Here is an 18,304-nt window from a genome sequence, read left to right as displayed (position 1 = left end):
AAGCCACCGAATCGAAAGCCTGCAATAGATGACCATGGAAAACCCGCGCAACCAAGCCCCCCAGCCGAACCCTGCACCGACTCAGCCCGAAACCTCGAAGCTCCCCTGGCTTCCCGGGGTCAAACCGCTCATGCTCGCCCCCATGCAGGGTCTGACCAACCGTGCTCTCCGCTCGCTGTTCACCAAGTGGGTACGCCCGGACGTGGTCTGGACCGAATTCATGCGGGTGAACCCGGTGTCCGCGAAAAAGCGCCTCATGCCGGGCGACCTGCGGGAGATCAGCGCCAGCGAGGACGGGATTCCGCTTGTGGTGCAGCTTATCGGGCACGGGCGGGAGGCGCTGGTCTCCGCGGCTAAGGCAGCGCAGGACGCGGGCGCCGAGCACCTGAACCTGAACATGGGGTGCCCCTACGGCCGCATGACCAGCGGCCTCACAGGCGGCGGGATGCTGAAGAAGCCAGAACTCCTGGAAGAGATCATCCCCGCGCTGCGCGAGGCGATCCACGGCTCCTTCTCCATCAAGCTGCGCGCCGGTTACGAGGACCCGCAGCAGGTGTTCTCGCTTCTGCCGCTCTTCGAGAGATCCGGCGTCGACTTCCTGGTGCTCCATCCGCGCACCGTGCGCCAGGCCTACAACGGCTGGGCCGACCACGACGTGACTGCGGAGGTGGTATGCCAAACCTCGATCCCGGTCATCGCCAACGGCGACATCAGGAGTGCCGGGGCCGGGCTGCGCCTTTTGGAGCAGAGCGGGGCCGCCGGCCTCATGCTTGGCAGGGGGGGGATCGGCGAGCCGATGCTCTTCGAGCGGCTGCGTGGGCGCGCCTGTGCCACCCCGGATCTCGCCGAAAGAAAGACTATGCTCCACCGCTACCTTAGCGACCTGCTCCCCCTTTACTGCGCCCTTTTCTGCGGCGACGCCCAGGTACTTGGAAAGATCAAGGGGGTGGTCTCCAACGTCGAGGACGCAGAGCTGGAGCGGGAGCTGAAAAAGCTCACCAGGTCGAAGACCCTGCAAGCCTTCCGCGCCGCGCTCGAAGACCTCGCCCCGTAGTCACGTAGCCCCCCAGTCCCCAGCACCTAGCCCCCAGTCCCTGCCTTTCCCCCTGCCTCTACTTTTCCCAGTAATCCTTGGCGAAGAAGAACATGGCCACGGCGAACGCCAGTGCTCCGATGGGAAGCTGGAACGCCGAGTGGTAGGCCTGCGCCGTCGCCTCCGGGGTCGTCTTGGCGACCGCGCCGATCACGATCCCCATCCCCTGCTGCACCGACGCGGCACCCAACAGCACGAAGAAGTTCAATGAAGTGAGAGCCGTCCCCACTATGGTTACCGGGAACATCGAGCGGATGATCGGGTAGATCATCACACCGCTGGAGACGCAGAGCCCCAGGGCGAAGAACAGCGCCGAAAGCGCTCCCGTGGGCATACTGTCGGCGAGTCCCAGAAAGCTCGTCATGAGCAATAGCAGCATCACTTGCCCGACAAGCAGGGTCCTCTTGTAGGAGTGGAGAATCCTGCGCGCAACCTGGTCTATAACGAGGCTCCCCGTGATGAACCCAAGAGAGGTGAACATCAGCATCCTTCCCGTCTCCTCCCGGGAGAGCCGCGCAACTTCCATCAGGTAGGGGCCGCCCCAAAGCCCCTGCACCGCCAGGTAATTCCCGTACCAGGAAAAAGCCACGGCAGCCAGAAGCCAGAAGTCCCAGTTGGAGACTATCTTTTTCCATGCTTCCAGCATCCCCAGCCGGACCGGCACTTCCTCCTCCTGTCGGTCGGCGACCGGGGGGCGGTCGCGCACCAGCCCGAAGACCAGCACCGTGACCACCGCCTGCAGAACCCCCGCCGCGAGAAACGAGTTGCGCCAGCCGACCGCTGCGACCGCCAGTGCCAAGGGAGCCGTTCCCGCCAGGTTCCCGAGGTTCCCCGTCGCGACCATCATGCCGGAGACCTTCCCGAATTCCTGCTTGGTGAACCAGTGGCTGAAAATGGTGAAGGTCGCCATCAGCACCGACGCGGTCCCTATCCCGATGAGAACGCGGCCGGCCATCGCCTGCCCTATGCTGGCCGCCTGGGAAAACAGTATGCCGCCGACAGCGGTAAGAACGCCCGAGCCGCTGATGACCACCCGGCTCCCGAGCCGGTCGATCATCGGGCCCAGCGGGATCTGCGCGGCGGCGTAGACGTAGAAGAGGATGCTGGAAAGAGACCCAAGTTGGGCGGGGGTGAGGTGGAGGTCGCGCGAGACGTCCTTGGCGACCACCGCGAGCGATACGCGGTAGAAGTACACCATTATGTAGACCAGGGCCAGGATAAAGAAGATAAACCAGCGCTGCCTGCGCAGCCGCTCCTGTTGATGCATTGTCAGTACCCCCGGCGGCACTCTAACATAGGGCTATCTGCATCGCAACAGCCTCAACTGCACTCGATGTTGTGCTGGCGAAGATTTCCGATACTCTCTTTACTTGCTGATCCAGTGCCGTCCAGCGCTGAGGAAAGCATCCCTTGCGCTGACTTAGTGCTTCGAAGGAAATCCTCGTCAACAATAGCTGCGCCCGACAGTTCAAAGGAGATAAGAGATGTTCCTGGAAAGCGACGTGAAGCTAGGTTTCAGCGACGTGCTCATCAGGCCCAAAAGGTCCAACCTCAAGAGCCGCTCACAGGTGGATCTGCAGCGACACTTCAAGTTCCTGCACAGCAAGCACGAGTGGACCGGGGTGCCGGTAATCGCCGCCAACATGGACACAACCGGCACCTTTGAGGTCGCGGACCGGCTCGCCGCCCACGGCATGCTCACAGCAGTCCACAAGCACTATTCCATCGCCGAATGGGACGCCTACCTCGCCAACCACGACGATGACATCTACCCCCGCATCATGGTTAGCACCGGCTCCTCCGAAGCCGACTTCGAAAAGGTTTCGGCCATCCTGGGCAAGCACCCCAAGCTCGAATTCATCTGCATCGACGTCGCCAACGGCTACGCCGAGAGCTTCGTCGAGTTCGTGGCTAAGATGCGTGAGGCGTTCGCTGAAAAAACCATCGTGGCGGGAAACGTCGTTACCGGAGAGATGGTCGAGGAACTCCTTCTTTCCGGCGCCGACATCGTCAAGGTCGGCATCGGGCCAGGCTCGGTCTGCACCACCCGGGTCAAGGCGGGGGTGGGGTATCCGCAGCTCTCCGCGGTGATAGAATGCGCCGATGCGGCGCACGGGCTAGGGGGCAGAATCATCTCGGACGGAGGCTGCACCTGCCCGGGAGACGTCGCCAAGGCGTTCGGCGGCGGGGCCGATTTCGTCATGCTGGGGGGGATGTTCGCAGGCCACGACGAATGCGGTGGGCAGCTCCTCGAAAGGGGTGGAAGGCAGTTCAAGCTCTTCTACGGCATGAGCTCCACCACCGCCATGGACAAGCATGCAGGCGGGGTCGCCTCCTACCGCGCCTCTGAAGGAAAGACGGTGGAGGTCCCGTACCGGGGGCCCATCGACGAGACGGTGCGCGACATTCTTGGAGGTGTCCGCTCCGCCTGCACCTACGTAGGCGCCTCGGCTCTCAAGGAGCTCACCAAGCGGACCACCTTCATTAGGGTGCAGGAGCAGGAGAACAGAATCTTCGGGTAAGAAAAGAAAACCCCCTTCCTGGGAAGCGGGGTCGGTGCTGCAGTAAAAAAAAGGGCCTCCCATGCGGGAGGCCCTTTTAGTTGTTGGTTCAGCAGCCGCTTAGTGGTGCGGATGCATGAAGGCGTAGACCATCAGCATCAGCAGCGTGATGCCGATGAAGAGCGCCGTGAAGCCGAAGGCTTTCAGGCAGAAGTCGTAGAAGATGCCGGAAGACTTCTTGGCTGCGAACTTCTCGGTGATCCCTTCCTTCTCGTAACGTGCCCACTGATCGCCACGCTCTTCGACGAACTCGTGCTTGGACATCTGGCCGTTGAAGATGACGAAGTCCATCGGGAACTTCTCCGGACGCCCGTGGGTGTTGAAGAAGTGGACCGAGAAGATGAAGCCGGTCGCCAGGAGCGCCTCATCGGAGTGGATGATGGTCGCTACGTTGAAGGCCCAACCCGGCAGGAACATGCCGAAGAACTCGGGGAACCAGAGCATGAGGCCGGAGCCGCCGATGGCGAACATACCCCAGAAGACCGCGATGAAGTCGAATTTCTCCCAGTAGGTCCACCTTTCGAAGGCCGGTTTCGGCCCTTTGAAGAAGAACCAGCGGACCATGCCGACGACGTCGCTTATGTCGCGCAGGTTCGGGCAGAGGGAGTCAGGTCCGAAGAGCCTCTGGATCGGGTTGCCTTTGATGTCCTTCCTGATGAAGAGGAAGTGGATGCTCATGGCCAGCGCCATGGAGAAGTACACGAAGGTGATGCCCGCGCAAATCCTGTGGATGGCCGCCGCGTTGGGCGCCCCGCCGTAGAGGTCCATCAGGAACTTAGCCCATACCTGGTCGCTGAACTTGAGCGGCAGACCGGTCAGCGACAGGCCCAGGAAGGAGATGATGACCAGGAGGTGCATGAAGACATGGACTCTCCTGAAGCGGCGGTACTGCTTGTGCCCTTCGGGTACGTGGTGCAGGATGACCCCTTCTTCAAGTGCTGCAGCCTTCTCGCGGTTCTCGACGAAGCCGCGGATCATCCAGAGCAGGGTGTGAACCCAGAACACGGCGAAGGTGCCTACCAGCAGGCCGGTCATGGCGATGAAGGTGTAGAAGAGGATCGGGTACTTCTCACGGTCGTTGTGCTCGCCGTGTGCGTAGAACTTGGTGAACGGAGTCTTCGCCTTGTCGTGGCACTTGGAGCAGGTCTTGACCAGGTTGTTCTCGTTGACAGAGGAGTTGGGATCCTTGGAGGGGAGGATGCCGTGCGCCGTGTGGCAGTCGGCGCAGCCCGCTACCTTCTCCGGGTAGCCGAGGCGGTAGTTCTTGCCGTGGTAGCTCTCCATGTAGCTCTTCACGGCAACTTCGGAGATATGGTTGCGCTCGACCAGCTTCTCGTCAGCATGGCAGCGGAGGCAGACCTTGGTGTGGAATTCGCGGTTGGTGTGGGAGTTCGGGTCGCCCAGCGCCTTGATCTCATGCAGGTTGTGGCAGTCGTTGCAAGCGGCGGAGTCCTGGTTCCCGGCGAGCACCCCTTTGCCGTGGACCGAGGTGAGGAAGCCCTTCTCGTCGGAATGGCACTGCACGCACTTGGCGAGCACACGGCGCTTGTCCTTGTTCCAGGAGGTGTGGCTGTGCATGTCGGTGTGGCAACCGGCGCACTGGACACCCTTCTCGGCGTGCACGCTGAGGGCGTGCTCGGCAGCTTCCTTCTTGTGGCAGCGTACGCACTGGACTTTGCCGACCTTGATCTCGCCCTTCATGTGCTTGGCGAGCTCGACGATCTCGACGTGACAGCTGGTGCAGCCGTTTTTGCCGTGCACCGAGACAGCCATCTTCTCGGCGGAGATCTTATCTCCATGGCAGCCGAGGCAGGTAGCCGGGTCGATCGCCAGCCCTTGGGCGGCGAACGCCGGCTGGGTTAGCAGTAGGAGCAGCAGCAGCGGGATGAGGCGTGTGAAGACGTGGACCATTGTAATCTCCTGTATTTAGCATCGTTTTAGAACGCTTTAATGTAGGTCGGCGCTCGCAACGGCGGCTAATGTAATACTGTTAGGCGGATAAATCAACTGAAAAAGCGTCAATTAATAAGGAGGATACAACTTTCCCTCCTTCTTTATCTGCCCCGCTCCTGCTAGTCCGAGCTTTCCAACTGTCGACAGAGAGATGAAATGAATAAATTCAAAGCTACAGAGAGATAAGTTCCCACAAAAACTATGTGGAAATAAGGAGTTGTGAGAAGGTTAATTGGAGTTGGCAATAAATCCAGGACGGGATACTGGAGAGCGTTCGTCAATGAGCTGAATTGCCCGGGACATGAGACATGAGGAGAGGGAAGAGTGATTCTGTTGCTGAAATAAGATTAGCTGCCGGACATGAGAGGGTTCGCAAAGGTGGCGATCCCCTCGGTGACCAAGAACTCCAGGAAAGGAAGTGCGTCCGAGAGGGGGAGCCCCAGCTTCTTGCAGATCTCGCCAGCGCTCCGTTTGCCGTTCAAAGAGCGCAACAGTTCGAAGTATTCCGGCGACACCGACTCGGTCGCCACTTCACCCTGGGCAGGGTAGACGATCGCGCAGGAGCCAGCCGCCTCGAAGCACTCCGCGAACTCGCGCAGGTCGAACTCGCCCGCCTCAAGGAGGTCCAGGATCTCGTAATTGAAGCGCGCGATGGTGGCGGCCGCGGAAAGCGTGAGCGGTTTCTGCAAAAGGTCGGAGCTGCGCGGCTTGCGGGCAGGCGCAAGGGGCGCCGCGAGGAGCGCCTCCCCGTAGTAGTGGTGGTAGTCGGCGAGGTCGAGCGCCACCGGGAGCAGGCGTCCCTTTTTCTTCTGCTGGAAGAGGAGGGTCAAGAAATCACGCTGCAGCCCCCAGATCTCACCTTCCGCGATCTCCTTTTCCCCCTTCTCCCCCCGTTCCCCCAGAAGGCGCGCAAAACAGGAGAGGAAGGCGCTCGGTGAGAGCTTCACCGCCGAGGCGACCGCGTTGAACCAGGCCACCGCCTTGCCGCGGCTGTAGAAGACGTCGCAGGCGGCCGCGAGGCTTGAGGCCTCTTTCAGCTCTTGCGCCGAAAAGGTCGGGGTGGAGAGGACCGTGTAGGGGGGGACCTCAAGGTGCTTGAGCCCCAGCGCCTCCGCCTTGCCGTTGAGCCGGGTGCCGGGGAGCACGGCGAGCGGGAAGATGTCCAGGTGGTTCGGGTAGAGCGAGAGGGCGAAGTCCAGCGAGGAGCGGAAGAGCTTCAAGCTGTCGCCGGGAAGGCCGTAGATGAGGTCGAAGCCGAAGATGGCGCCGGTGCGGTTCAAAAGCGAGGCGCGCATGACGAAGTCGTCGCGGTCAAAGCCGCGCCCTACCCCGCGCAGCACCGCCGGATCCGCGCTTTGCAGGCCGATCTGCAGCGAGCAGGTGATGGAGGCGAAGAGTTCCGCCATCTCGGCGTCGATGAACTCGCTGCGCACCTCGAAGTGGAAGTGCACCCTGGGCGCCAGTTTCCTGATCAGGCGCAGGATCTCTTTCGCTCGTTGCGGGACCTTGTTGAAGGTGGAGTCCAGCACGAAAACCTGGGGGACCTGGAGTCGGGCGAAAAGCCTGAGCTCCGCCTCGATCCGCTGGAGCGGAAAGCGCCGCACCCCGCCGTTTCCCTTGTGGTCGTAGCAGAAGGCGCAGGCGAAGTCGCACCCGCGAGAGAGCTGCCAGAGGGCGCCGCCAGGGACGGTCGGGTCGAGTTGTCCGGAAAGGTACGGGGAGGGGATCTGTTCCAGATCGAGCGGAGCGGGGAGCGCTCCTGGCGCCTCCCCGGGCAGGACCACGCCCGGCACCCCCTTCGGCATCGCTCCTTCAGCGACGAGCTTGACCGCCTGCAGGAAGGGACCCTCCCCCTCGCCGCGGACGAGGAAGTCGAAGAGACCGGTCTCCAAGATGCCCGCCGGGTTGGCCGTAGGCTCGGCACCACCGGCGCAGATGACCACACCCGGCACCCGGGCGCGGAGCTCGCGCGCCGTCTCGATGGCGCTCTCCCGGCTCCAGACGTAGACCGAGAAGGCGACCAGCTGCGGCTGGCTAAAAGCGATGCTCTCGGCGCAGCGCGCCGGGTCGTCCCCCAGGAAGAACTCAAGGACCTCGACCTCGAGGCTCCCGCGCAAAGCTGCGTCGGCAAGGAGCGCCTCCTTGAGAAAGGCGCAGGCGAGCGGCACTGCCTGCGGCGAGCGCTCGGGATGTATGGCTACCAGCGTTATTTTCATGAATTTTTCGGGCGGGCCTTGAGCGAGGGTTTTCCCCCCTCGATCACTACGACGAAGTCGACGTCCTTGCAGCGGTACTTTTCCATGAGGGCGGGTTTCTGCCTTTTGATCGCCTCGGCGACCTTTTCTCGGGTGACGTTCTCGACCGGGAGGTTGCAGGCCCGGCGGGCATCTATGTACTGCTGGTAGACCGTTTCCAGATGCGGGTCGTGGGTCGGCTGCGAGGGGACTGCCGCCTGCTCCTTGGGACTTGCCTTCTGGTGCAGCGACATCCTGAAGCGGTCACGCTGGAACTTCCCTTCCTCGATGAGGCGGTTGGTGCGGGTCCACTTCTGCTTGTGGACGCTCAGGGTGGAGACCAGCGACTCGTACTTGAACCTCTGGCTGGTGTTGGGGATGCTCACGTTCTGGTAGCGCCTCACCGCGCGCTCCACCGTATCGAGCAGTCTGAGCGGTTCCCTCTTCTCGATGCCGAAGAAGTACTGCTCGTACTTGATGATGAGCTCGCGCAGATCGATTTCCAGCCGCGCAATGTCCTCTGGAATCCCCATGAAACCTCCAAAGGGGACTATAACGGTAAGTTACGGCCGTGTAAATGAGAAAAGCTGGTTATCGACGCCTGGAAACCAAGGGAAACAACTTGACGGGGTGGGGCAATATTGTTAAAAAAGAGCAATTTGCTGGCGGAGGAAACCTCATATGGGTAACAAGATAGCAGCGATTGTACTGGCAGCCGGCATGGGAACCAGGATGAAGTCCGACCTGGTCAAAGTGATGCATCCGGTGGCCGGCGTGCCGATGATCGAATGGCCCGTAGCCGCGGCCTTTGCCTCCGGCGTGGAGCGCTGCGTGCTGGTGGTCGGCCATCAGCAGGAGAAGGTGCGCGAACTTTTCGCCGGCCGGGGCGAGGTCGGTTTCGCCCTGCAGTCCGAGCAGCTCGGCACCGGGCACGCGGTCCGCTGCGCCATGCCGGAACTCGATTCAGACGCCGACACGGTGCTGATCCTCTGCGGCGACACCCCGCTTCTTGAAGCGGGAAGCCTCGCGGGGATGCTCAAGGCGCACAGGGAGACGAAAGCCTGCATCACCGTGATGACCGCGACTCTCGCCAACCCCTTCGGCTACGGCAGGATCGTCAAGGATGCAAGCGGAAAGGTCACCGCCATCACCGAGGAAAAGGACGCAAGCGAAACGGAGCGCCTGATCGACGAGGTGAACGCAGGCGTCTACTGCATAGCGCGCTCCTTCCTGGAAAAGGCGATCGCCTCCATCAACAACGACAACGCCCAGGGCGAATACTACCTCACCGACGTGGTGCGGCAGGCGGCGCAGCAGGGGCTTGCCTGCCTGAGCTTCAAGGTCGCCGACCCGCGGGAGATCAGCGGGGTCAACGACCGGGCCCAGATGGCCGAGGCGGCGCGCGTGCTTAGGGGAAGGATCAACCGCGAGCTGATGCTCTCCGGCGTCACCATGATCGACCCCGACACCGTCTACATCGACCGCGGCGTCCGCATCGGGCGCGACAGCGTAATCTACCCTGGAGCAGCCATCGAGGGGAACACCGTGATCGGCGAGCGCTGCGTGATCGGCCAAGGGTCCCTGATCCAGAACTGCAGCATAGCCGACGGCGTCGTGGTCAAGGCGGGAAGCGTGCTGGAGGAGTCCAAGGTCGGGCCGCAGGCGGCCATTGGCCCCATGGCGCACCTGCGCGCGGGAACCGAGCTCTCCGCCCAGGTGAAGATCGGCAACTTCGTCGAGACCAAGAAGGCGTTCATGGGAGAGGGGTCCAAGGCCTCACACCTCACCTACCTGGGCGACGCCACCATCGGCCGGGACGTCAACATCGGCTGCGGCACCATCACCTGCAACTACGACGGCGTCAAAAAGCACAAGACCGTGATCGAGGACGGTGTCTTCGTGGGGAGCGACGTGCAGCTGGTGGCGCCGGTCACCGTGGGGAGGAACTCCCTTATCGCGGCGGGTACTACCGTCACCAAGGACGTCCCCGCGGATTCTTTGGCCATCGCCCGCTCTCCGCAGGTGAACAAGGAAGGTTGGACGCTCAGAAAAAAATAAAACTGTAACTGTCCGATCCAAGATGGTAATCTGTAACGTCTTTGGCAGCTGGGCTGCAACCAATAAAGCGGTTTCACGGAGTAAAAATGTGCGGCATCGTAGGATTCACGGGGAGGCAGGAAGCCACCTCGATCATCATTGAAGGGCTGAGAAGGCTCGAGTACCGCGGCTACGATTCCGCCGGTATCTGCACCATAAGCGGCGGCAAGGCGAGCATCAGGCGCAGCGAAGGTAAGCTCACCAACCTGGAGAAGCTCCTGGCGACGAACCCTGTCAGCGGCACGGTCGGCATCGGCCACACCCGCTGGGCCACCCACGGCCGCCCCTCCGAAATCAACGCCCACCCGCACCAGGCGGGCCCCATCGTGGTGGTGCACAACGGCATCATCGAGAACTACCTGCAGCTGCGCGAGGAGCTGAAGGGTCAGGGGCACATCTTCAAGAGCGAGACCGACACCGAGGTCATCTCCCACCTGATCGACCAGCACTTGAAAGGTTGCGGCAGTTTCGAGCAGGCGGTGCGCGAGGCTCTGGCCGTCCTCAAAGGCGCCTACGCCATCTGCATCGTGAGCGAGAACGACCCGGACGAGATGATCGCGGCGAAGCTCGGCTCGCCGATGGTGGTCGGCATCGGCGACGGCGAGTTCTACGTCGCCTCCGACATCCCTGCCATCCTTTCCCACACCCGCTCCATGGTCTTCATGGAGGACGGCGAGATGGTCGTCTTCAAGGGCGGAAAGGCCACATTCAGCAATGTCGCGGGCGGCGTCCTCGAAAAGGTGCCGCGCCACATCGACTGGTCCGCGCACATGGCCGAGAAGGGTGGCTACAAGCATTTCATGCTCAAGGAGATCTTCGAGCAGCCCCGCGCCGTAAGGGACACCATCGCCGGCAGACTGCGTGAAGAGCAGGGGGACGTCTATCTCGAAGACCTCTCCCTCGACGACGCGGCGCTCAGGGGGATCAACCGTATCTGCATCATCGCCTGCGGCACCTCGTGGCATGCGGCCTTGGTCGGGAAATTCCTGATCGAGGAGCACTGCCGGGTCCCGGTCGAGGTGGACATCGCCTCCGAGTTCCGCTACAGGAACCCCGTGGTCGACGAGAAGACCCTGGTGATGCTGATCTCCCAGTCCGGCGAGACCGCAGACACCCTCGCCGCCATGCGCGAGTCTAAGCGCCGCGGCGGCAAGTGCGTCGCCATCTGCAACGTGGTCGACTCCTCGATCGCCCGCGAGGCCGACGGCGTCATCTACACCCACGCCGGACCCGAGATCGGGGTCGCCTCCACCAAGGCATTCGTCACCCAGCTGATCGCCCTCTACCTCTTCACCATCCGTCTCGGGCGCTCACGCGAAGTGATGAGCCTGGAGCAGGGGAGGGACCTCATCGCCGCCGTGGTCCGGGTCCCGGCCCTCATGGAAGAGGCGCTGAAGCTGAACGAGCAGGTCGAGAAGGTGGCCAGGAACTACCTGCAGGCGCGCGACTTCCTCTACCTCGGGCGCGGCATGAACTACCCGATAGCCCTCGAAGGCGCCTTGAAGCTGAAGGAGATCTCCTACATCCACGCCGAGGGGTATGCTGCGGGCGAGATGAAGCACGGCCCCATCGCCCTCATCGACGAGCACATGCCCGTCGTGGTGCTGGTCCCCAAAGGGCCCAACTACGACAAGGTCTTTTCCAACATGGAAGAAGTCATCGCCCGCGGCGGCCGCGTCATAGCCGTCTGCAGCGAAGGGGACCAGGAAGTGAAAGATAAGGTCGAAGTCGCGCTGGAGATTCCCGAAGACGGCTGCGACGTCAATCCGTTGATCCTCTCCATCCCGATGCAGCTTCTGGCCTACCACGTCGCCGTCCTCAAGGGGACCGACGTCGACCAGCCGAGGAACCTGGCGAAGAGCGTCACCGTCGAATAGTCAGCCCAGTGACATAAGAAGTGATGAAAACAGAAGTGCCAGTTGCGTTTGCCGCAGCTGGCACTTTTTCTTTCAGCAAAATCACTAGAGTCCATTTTATTGATGCAGGTCAAGGTAAAGTGATGCACCCGTGCTATTCCTATTAGCATGAGCGTACTTCGTATGACCATACGGAACCTTGCCATCATCATGCTGATGGTTGTTCTGACTATGCCCGCCGCGGTGCATGCCTACACCCTGGAAGTGCTGGCAGCAGAGACTACGCATGAGCTCGGTGGCGGTTGTCATGATACGGATGGCGAAGCCGGTCACGGCCCGGCCGGTAATCATCACTCCGACGTCCGCTGCTGCGAGCTCGATACCCCTTACGTAATCCCATCTTCCCTATATCTTTCGGCTCCTGCCGTGACCGGCCTACTTACCGGCGCTTTCAGCGGCAGGCAACTTGACGGCTTTGCCAGAAGGGTATACAAGCCTCCCAGAAAATCATCTCCGGTTGTTAGCAGTGTCAATTCCTAAACAGACAGGCTTACTTTAACTACAGGAGATATTGATATGAAAACGAAACATATGTTGAGAACCACATTGGCAGGGATCGCCGCAGTTATGGCGCTAACCTTCGGGATGGCTCAGAATGCTGCAGCCCATTGCGACACGCTCGATGGCCCCGTCGTCCAGGATGCACACAAAGCGCTGGAGGCGAAGGACATCACCCCCGTTCTCAAGTGGGTCAAAGCAAAAGATGAAAAAGCTGTCAAAGCGGCGTTCAGCAAGGCACTGGCAGCTAAGGGGGCAAATGCTGAAACTGCCCACCACCAATTTTTCGCTACCCTGGTGAAGATCCATCGTGCAGGCGAGGGTGCTCCTTTCACGGGGCTGAAACCCGCAGGAGCGGTGGAACCTGCAGTAGCCGAAGCAGACAAGGCCCTTGCCAGCGGTTCAGCTGATGCACTGGTGAAACTGGTTACCGATGACGTTACAGCAGGGATTAAGCACCGTTACGAGCGTGCCGCTGCCGCCTATAAACACAAGGACGAAAGTGTTGCCCAGGGGCGCGAGTTCGTTGAGGCATACGTTGAGTACACGCACTACGTCGAAAAGCTCCACATGGATGCTACAGGCAAAGCTGCTCACGGCGAACATAAGGAAGCGGGCAAGCAGCACGGCGGCCATGCCGGGCACGGCGCCGAAAAGCACTAAACGGTTCAACGAAAGAAGCTGAGGTGAAACATAAGTGCCAGTTGCGATTGCCGCAACTGGCACTTTTTCTTTTCCCCCTCTCTGATTGTCTCCCTGTCTCCATGGCAGATGGTTTAGCAGGTATGGCTGATTCACTCTGAGACAATTCGATCGTCAACTGGCACATGGCTGACATACCATGGTCGTCGATATCCCTCTCTTACTCATCTACTCCACCTCATTCCTCACCTGATCCAGCAGCATTAGCACATTTCCTGAAAAATTACTGGAATGTGGTAGTATTCCAGCACCTTAATTCAATATTTGTTGTTCACGCGTAACGGCAAAAGCTGCAACCTCTGATACTGTCAGTCACTACCAAATGACACACCTTGCTGGGGGCCATTTCATGACTGAATCACTCGTTCAGTACACCTTGGAAGCCTACCTGAAATCCCTTTTCGATACGGACAAGGCCACAGCCTTGCGGATCGTCCAAGAGGCTTTGGATAATGGCCTGACCCCGGAGAGTGTCATCTTCGACGTGGTGGTCCCGGGCATGGAACAGATGATCGGAGGGATGATTTCCGATAACCTGGTCACGCTCTCGCAGCATTTTCTAGCTTCCCAGATTGCCGAGGAAGTGACCGACCGCCTTATCCCTCTTTTTGCCTCGGCCCCCGCAATTCAAGGTACCGTCGTCATCGGGACCAGTTTTGGTGATTTTCACGGCTTGGGCAAGAAAATCGTGACCGGTTGCCTGCGCGCCAGGATGTTTAAGATCACCGACCTGGGGATCAACGTTGCACCCGAACGCTTCGTTGAGGCAGCTCTTGAAACAGGGGCGGAGGTCATCGGCGTTTCCTCGATGATGGTTCATACAGCCACCAGCGACAGGGGCCCTAAAAAGGTCCGGCAACTGTTGAGGGATCAGGGGCTGGAGCAAAAGATTCGGCTTATCGTGGGAGGCGCTCCCTACCGGTTCCACGAAAACCTTTACCGGGAGGTGGGGGCGGACGCTTGGGCCGACACAGCGGCCAACGCGCCTGCAGCAATTGCCGCTCTGGTCAAGGAGGTGCGGCAATGACCACGGGGATGGATCGTTTTGCTGCTCTGCTGACCGGCAAAACACCTGACAGGGTCCCAATCGTCTGCAATCTCCTCGACCAGGGGGCAAAGGAGATGGGAGTCTCACTTAAGGAGTACTACTCCCGCGGTGATCTGGTGGCTGAAGGCCAACTTCGGATGCGCGAGAAATATGGTTACGATACCTTGCTCGGGATGTTTTACTCAGCGCTTGAAGCCGAGGCGCTTGGCTGCCGGAACATCATATACGCCGACGATGGCCCTCCCAATGTAGGTCATCTGGTCATAGGTTCGACTGGGGACATAAAAAAACTTTGTCTGCCCGAGGACCTCGGCGACAACCCGCGTTTCCGCGAGATGACCGCGTGCATCGGCCTACTGAAAAGGGAGTCTGCCGGCCGCTGGCCCGTTCTCGGTGTGGTGACCGCATCCTTTTCACTTCCTGCCATGCTGATGGGCATAGGCCCCTATATGGATCTCTTCCTCAACGGCGACACCAAGCTTCTCGATCATCTGCTTACATTGTGCTCGCAGTTTTGTTCTCGACAGATCATTGCACTTCGCGAGGCCGGAGCCGATCTGATCGTCTACGTCAACCCGGTAGCTTCGGCGACGTTCATCACGACGTCCAAATTCCGGGAACTTGCCCTTCCCTGGGTCATCAGGGATTTGGAGCACCCCGGCCCGGCCGGTGTCATCTTCTTCAACGGCGGGGGGAAGATAAACCCTATCCTCGCCGACCTTAAACGGCACACGGGCTTAGGCGCCTTCTACCTGAATCCTTTCGACGACATTGCGGAAGCCAGGAGTACGTTGGGACCCGATGCCTTGATAGCGGGTGCGATCAATGACATCAGGCTGATCGACTGGTCACCTCCGGAAATCGATCGAGAGGTAGAGAGGCTTATGCAGATCGGCAAGCAAGCCGGCGGGTTTATTTTCGGCACCCTGTTGATGCCGTTCAGCATTCCGGAGTCAAACATCCGGGCCATGATGTCCGCCGCTGTCAGGTACGGCAATTACGGTTCGGAGGGTTCATGTGCGAACCAAAACTAATCATCGGCTGCGGCATCTTGCAGAAGGAAATTCAGTTTCTGATCGTGAAAAATGGCTGGCAGCTGGCAACCGCATTCATCCCCTCCGGGCTCCACGTGGATTTCGACAAACTCGAAAACAGCCTGAGCAAGGCACTGCGAATGCACAAAGACGAGCCGGCCGTTGTCTTTTACGGTGCCTGCCATCCCTGCATGGATGAGATCCTGGGCGAGGCCAACACTATCAGAACCCCAGGGCAGAACTGCGTCGACATCTACCTTGGGCATGAGATGTTCTGCCGGGAATTGGAGCAGGGGGCCTTCTTCCTGTTCGAGGATTGGGCTCTCAACTGGAAGAATATTGTGGGCAGCGTCATGCCGGGCGACCCTGAAATCATGCGCAGCATCTTTCGCAGCGCGCACAAATATCTTCTTGCCGTTCGCACTCCCTGTTCGGGCGATTTCCGCGCCGAGGCCGAGGCGATAAGCTTGATGACTTCGCTGGAACTGCGCTGGGTGGATGTGGGATTGGAACAGCTGGAAGCGAACCTTGCAAAGACCCTTGATAGGGTGAGGGCCTTGAAACAATGAACTACGAGCTTCAGGTGGCACTTTCGCGGTTGGAAGAGTCTGAGCGGCGCTTGTCTGAACTGGCAAGGCATAAGTCGCGCCTTGAACTGGTCAACAATCTGCTCGGCAGTCTCAGTTCCGTTGTCGGCCTGGACAACATGGTGCAGCGCATCATCAACATCCTGATGCAGACCATAGGCGCTGCCAACATTTCCGTCACCTACAACTTAGGCCAATTCTGGCAGATGCGGGACGTGTACGGCGCTTTCCACGAATCTAAAGATCCCGGCGACTCGCATGTCATCAGCGCACTTTCCACCGGGAAGCCCCTTCGCATCACCAATACCGAAGTGCAGGTTCCCTACCCGGGTGAAGCCGGAACGGTCACAGCGCAGGACTGGATCTTTCCCTTGCTGTCGCAAGGCCGAAAAATCGGCGCTGTGCGCATGGAGGGGATGCAACTTAACGACTTGAGCATTTTCGAAGAGCTGCAACCCTTCTTCGTCTATGCCGGCCTGATGCTGGACAATGAAATATCCAACTTCTCGCTTTTGGCAGAAGCCCATCGCCGGCTGCAGGAGTCTGAGAACCTCTATCGAGCCCTGTTCGAGCAATCACCGGACGGCATCGTCCTGTGGGGCGTGCCATCTCTAAGGCCTATGCAGTTCAATACCACTGCCCATACCCTGCTGGGCTACAGCCGCGATGAATTCGCCCTTCTCACCGTGAACGATATCCATCTCAGTGAAGATCCCAAGCAGATCGACAGTTATATTGGAACCTTGACCAAGGAGGGTAGTGCCACTTTTACCGCCGTGCACCGCGCCAAAGACGGCAAACACCTGAACATGACGGTATCGCTTAGATTGTTCGAACAAGCAGGCCGAAAAATGGTCTTGGCGATTCATCATGACATCACCGAACTCAAGGAGTCGAACCGAACCCTGGAACTGTACCGTTATTCGCTTGATAACGCCCGTGACTCCATATTTTTGTTGCAGAAAGACGCCCGTTTTTGCTTTGTCAATCTGGCGGCCTGTGCAGCGCTCGGTTATACACCGCAGGAATTGGCTGGCATGCACGTGTACGATATCGACCCCGATCTTCCCCGTAAGGCTTGGAAGAAGCATTGGGAGACAGTTAAGGTGCACGGAACGTTCAGTATAGAAAGCCGCCACAGGACCAAAGACGGCGAGTTGATCCCAGTGGAAATCGGAATCAGGATGTTTGAGTTCGAAGGAGTGGAATACCTTCTGGCAGTGGCTCGCGACCTAAGGGAACGCTTGCGCCTGGAGGAGGAAAGGCGCAGCCTTGAACAGAAATTGCTGCAAACACAAAAACTGGAGAGTCTTGGGGTTTTGGCTGGAGGCATCGCTCATGATTTCAACAACATATTGATGGCCATCCTTGGCAACGCCGACCTTGCCCTTATGAGGCTCAGCAACGAATCTCCCGCTTTAGAGAACCTTAAGAATATCGAAAAGGCGGCTGCGCGGGCCGCCGATTTGGCGAAGCAGATGTTGGCCTACTCCGGGAAAGGGAAGTTTGTGGTCGAGACTATAGACCTCAACAATTTACTCGAAGAGATGATGCATATGCTTCAGGTCTCCATTTCCAAAAAAGCGGTGTTGCGCCTCAATCTGGCCAACCCTCTCCCGTCGGTGGAGGTCGACGCCACACAGATTCGTCAGATCATCATGAATCTGGTTATTAACGCTTCGGAAGCCATCGGGGACAAAAGCGGCGTGATCGCAATAACAACCGGCTGCATGGACTGCGACAGGAGTTACTTGAAAGATGTCTGGCTCATCGAGAACATCAGTGAGGGACTCTACGTTTATCTGGAAATAGCCGACACTGGCTGCGGGATGGACAAGGACACCCGTTCCAGAATCTTCGAGCCGTTTTTCACTACCAAATTTACCGGTCGCGGGCTGGGTATGGCTGCAGTACTTGGTATTGTCAAGGGGCACAAGGGCGCAATCAAGGTCTACAGTGAGCTCGGGAAGGGGACGAGTTTCAAGATTCTGCTCCCATCCAGTGATCGGCCTGCCAGCTTCTTCAATGGCAAGGACAGCACGGTTGACTGGCACGGGAGCGGAACCGTGTTGCTGGTGGACGACGAGGAGACCGTCCGTGGTATCGGCGCCGCCATGCTGAAAGAGCTTGGTTTCGACCCGCTTACTGCAGTCGACGGGCGTGCAGCTATCGACATCTTCAAGGATAGGCCCGACATCGGTCTCGTGATCCTGGATCTGACCATGCCGCACATGGACGGCGAGCAGTGCTTCCGGGAATTGCGCCAGTTGAAGCCGGACCTGAAAGTTATTATGACCAGCGGATACAACGAGAATGAGGTCACCCCCAAATTTGTGGGCAAGGGGCTTGCGGGTTTTATCCAGAAACCCTACAAGCTCTCCGTGCTCAAGGAGGTAATCAAAAGGACTGTCGGGGCCGGTTGATAGCTCATTCCCGACAGCAACAAGAGGCGGAGTGAACAATCGCCGTGTCATATGCAACTTCACCTGTAACAACCACCAGCAACCGTACTTGGTAAGTAGACGGCATACGCCCTTTTGGATTTTTCCGAAGGACGTTGTGTCTAAGCTTGGGCGTTCCA

14 protein-coding genes are annotated in these 18,304 nt (G+C 59.4%); 10 read left to right on the top strand and 4 right to left on the bottom strand.

What is annotated here, in order from left to right:
- Nucleotides 1-28: 28 nt before the first annotated feature.
- Nucleotides 29-1,054 (top strand): tRNA dihydrouridine synthase, encoded by a 1,026-nt coding sequence (locus GEOBRER4_RS00475; RefSeq protein ID WP_185243781.1) that lies wholly within the window; start codon nt 29-31, stop codon nt 1,052-1,054.
- Nucleotides 1,055-1,112: 58 nt separating this feature from the next.
- Here the strand turns inward: GEOBRER4_RS00475 and GEOBRER4_RS00470 are convergent, their stop codons facing one another.
- Nucleotides 1,113-2,360: an MFS transporter gene (locus GEOBRER4_RS00470; RefSeq protein WP_185243780.1), complete on the bottom strand. Its 1,248-nt coding sequence runs from the start codon at nt 2,358-2,360 to the stop codon at nt 1,113-1,115.
- 217 nt (nt 2,361-2,577) lie between these two features.
- Between GEOBRER4_RS00470 and GEOBRER4_RS00465 the strand changes: the two genes are divergently transcribed.
- Nucleotides 2,578-3,615, top strand: coding sequence for a GMP reductase (locus tag GEOBRER4_RS00465; RefSeq protein ID WP_185243779.1), 1,038 nt, complete (start codon nt 2,578-2,580; stop codon nt 3,613-3,615).
- Between the two features lie 99 nt (nt 3,616-3,714).
- Here the strand turns inward: GEOBRER4_RS00465 and GEOBRER4_RS00460 are convergent, their stop codons facing one another.
- The 3 genes from GEOBRER4_RS00460 to GEOBRER4_RS00450 all read right to left on the bottom strand — a co-directional run bounded on the left by GEOBRER4_RS00460 (nt 3,715) and on the right by GEOBRER4_RS00450 (nt 8,374).
- Nucleotides 3,715-5,565 (bottom strand): cytochrome c3 family protein, encoded by a 1,851-nt coding sequence (locus GEOBRER4_RS00460; RefSeq protein ID WP_185243778.1) that lies wholly within the window; start codon nt 5,563-5,565, stop codon nt 3,715-3,717.
- Nucleotides 5,566-5,954: 389 nt separating this feature from the next.
- Nucleotides 5,955-7,823 (bottom strand): B12-binding domain-containing radical SAM protein, encoded by a 1,869-nt coding sequence (locus GEOBRER4_RS00455; RefSeq protein WP_185243777.1) that lies wholly within the window; start codon nt 7,821-7,823, stop codon nt 5,955-5,957.
- Complete coding sequence (locus GEOBRER4_RS00450; RefSeq protein WP_185243776.1) at nt 7,820-8,374, bottom strand: MXAN_5187 C-terminal domain-containing protein; 555 nt, start codon at nt 8,372-8,374, stop codon at nt 7,820-7,822. Before GEOBRER4_RS00450 ends, GEOBRER4_RS00455 begins: the two co-directional genes overlap by 4 nt.
- A 148-nt stretch (nt 8,375-8,522) precedes the next feature.
- Here GEOBRER4_RS00450 and glmU point away from each other — a divergent pair, with 148 nt between their 5' ends.
- From glmU to GEOBRER4_RS00410, 8 genes are all read left to right on the top strand, one after another.
- Entirely contained in the window at nt 8,523-9,899 is a 1,377-nt protein-coding gene (gene glmU, locus GEOBRER4_RS00445; RefSeq protein ID WP_185243775.1) for a bifunctional UDP-N-acetylglucosamine diphosphorylase/glucosamine-1-phosphate N-acetyltransferase GlmU, read from the top strand.
- 86 nt (nt 9,900-9,985) lie between these two features.
- A complete protein-coding gene (gene glmS / locus GEOBRER4_RS00440; protein WP_185243774.1) occupies nt 9,986-11,815 on the top strand; it encodes a glutamine--fructose-6-phosphate transaminase (isomerizing) in 1,830 nt (609 codons plus the stop codon).
- Nucleotides 11,816-11,977: 162 nt separating this feature from the next.
- On the top strand, nt 11,978-12,334 hold the full coding sequence (locus tag GEOBRER4_RS00435) for a hypothetical protein (protein ID WP_185243773.1): 357 nt from the start codon (nt 11,978-11,980) through the stop codon (nt 12,332-12,334).
- Between the two features lie 36 nt (nt 12,335-12,370).
- Nucleotides 12,371-13,015 carry a DUF6448 family protein gene (locus GEOBRER4_RS00430; RefSeq protein ID WP_185243772.1) on the top strand — a complete coding sequence of 215 codons (645 nt, stop codon included), beginning with the start codon at nt 12,371-12,373 and terminating at the stop codon, nt 13,013-13,015.
- Nucleotides 13,016-13,430: 415 nt separating this feature from the next.
- Nucleotides 13,431-14,081, top strand: coding sequence for a cobalamin B12-binding domain-containing protein (locus tag GEOBRER4_RS00425; protein ID WP_226377847.1), 651 nt, complete (start codon nt 13,431-13,433; stop codon nt 14,079-14,081).
- Nucleotides 14,078-15,136: a uroporphyrinogen decarboxylase family protein gene (locus GEOBRER4_RS00420; protein WP_185243770.1), complete on the top strand. Its 1,059-nt coding sequence runs from the start codon at nt 14,078-14,080 to the stop codon at nt 15,134-15,136. The genes GEOBRER4_RS00425 and GEOBRER4_RS00420 overlap by 4 nt, the downstream gene beginning before the upstream one ends.
- Nucleotides 15,118-15,705, top strand: coding sequence for a DUF1638 domain-containing protein (locus GEOBRER4_RS00415; protein WP_185243769.1), 588 nt, complete (start codon nt 15,118-15,120; stop codon nt 15,703-15,705). The genes GEOBRER4_RS00420 and GEOBRER4_RS00415 overlap by 19 nt, the downstream gene beginning before the upstream one ends.
- Entirely contained in the window at nt 15,702-18,146 is a 2,445-nt protein-coding gene (locus GEOBRER4_RS00410) for a PAS domain-containing hybrid sensor histidine kinase/response regulator (protein ID WP_185243768.1), read from the top strand. Before GEOBRER4_RS00415 ends, GEOBRER4_RS00410 begins: the two co-directional genes overlap by 4 nt.
- Nucleotides 18,147-18,304 lie beyond the last annotated feature (158 nt).

The organism is Citrifermentans bremense, assembly GCF_014218275.1.
In the GTDB taxonomy this organism is placed as follows: Bacteria; Desulfobacterota; Desulfuromonadia; order Geobacterales; family Geobacteraceae; genus Geomonas; species Geomonas pelophila.
Note: the sequence above shows the minus strand (reverse complement) of the source record. Positions and strands in the feature narration are given on the sequence as shown.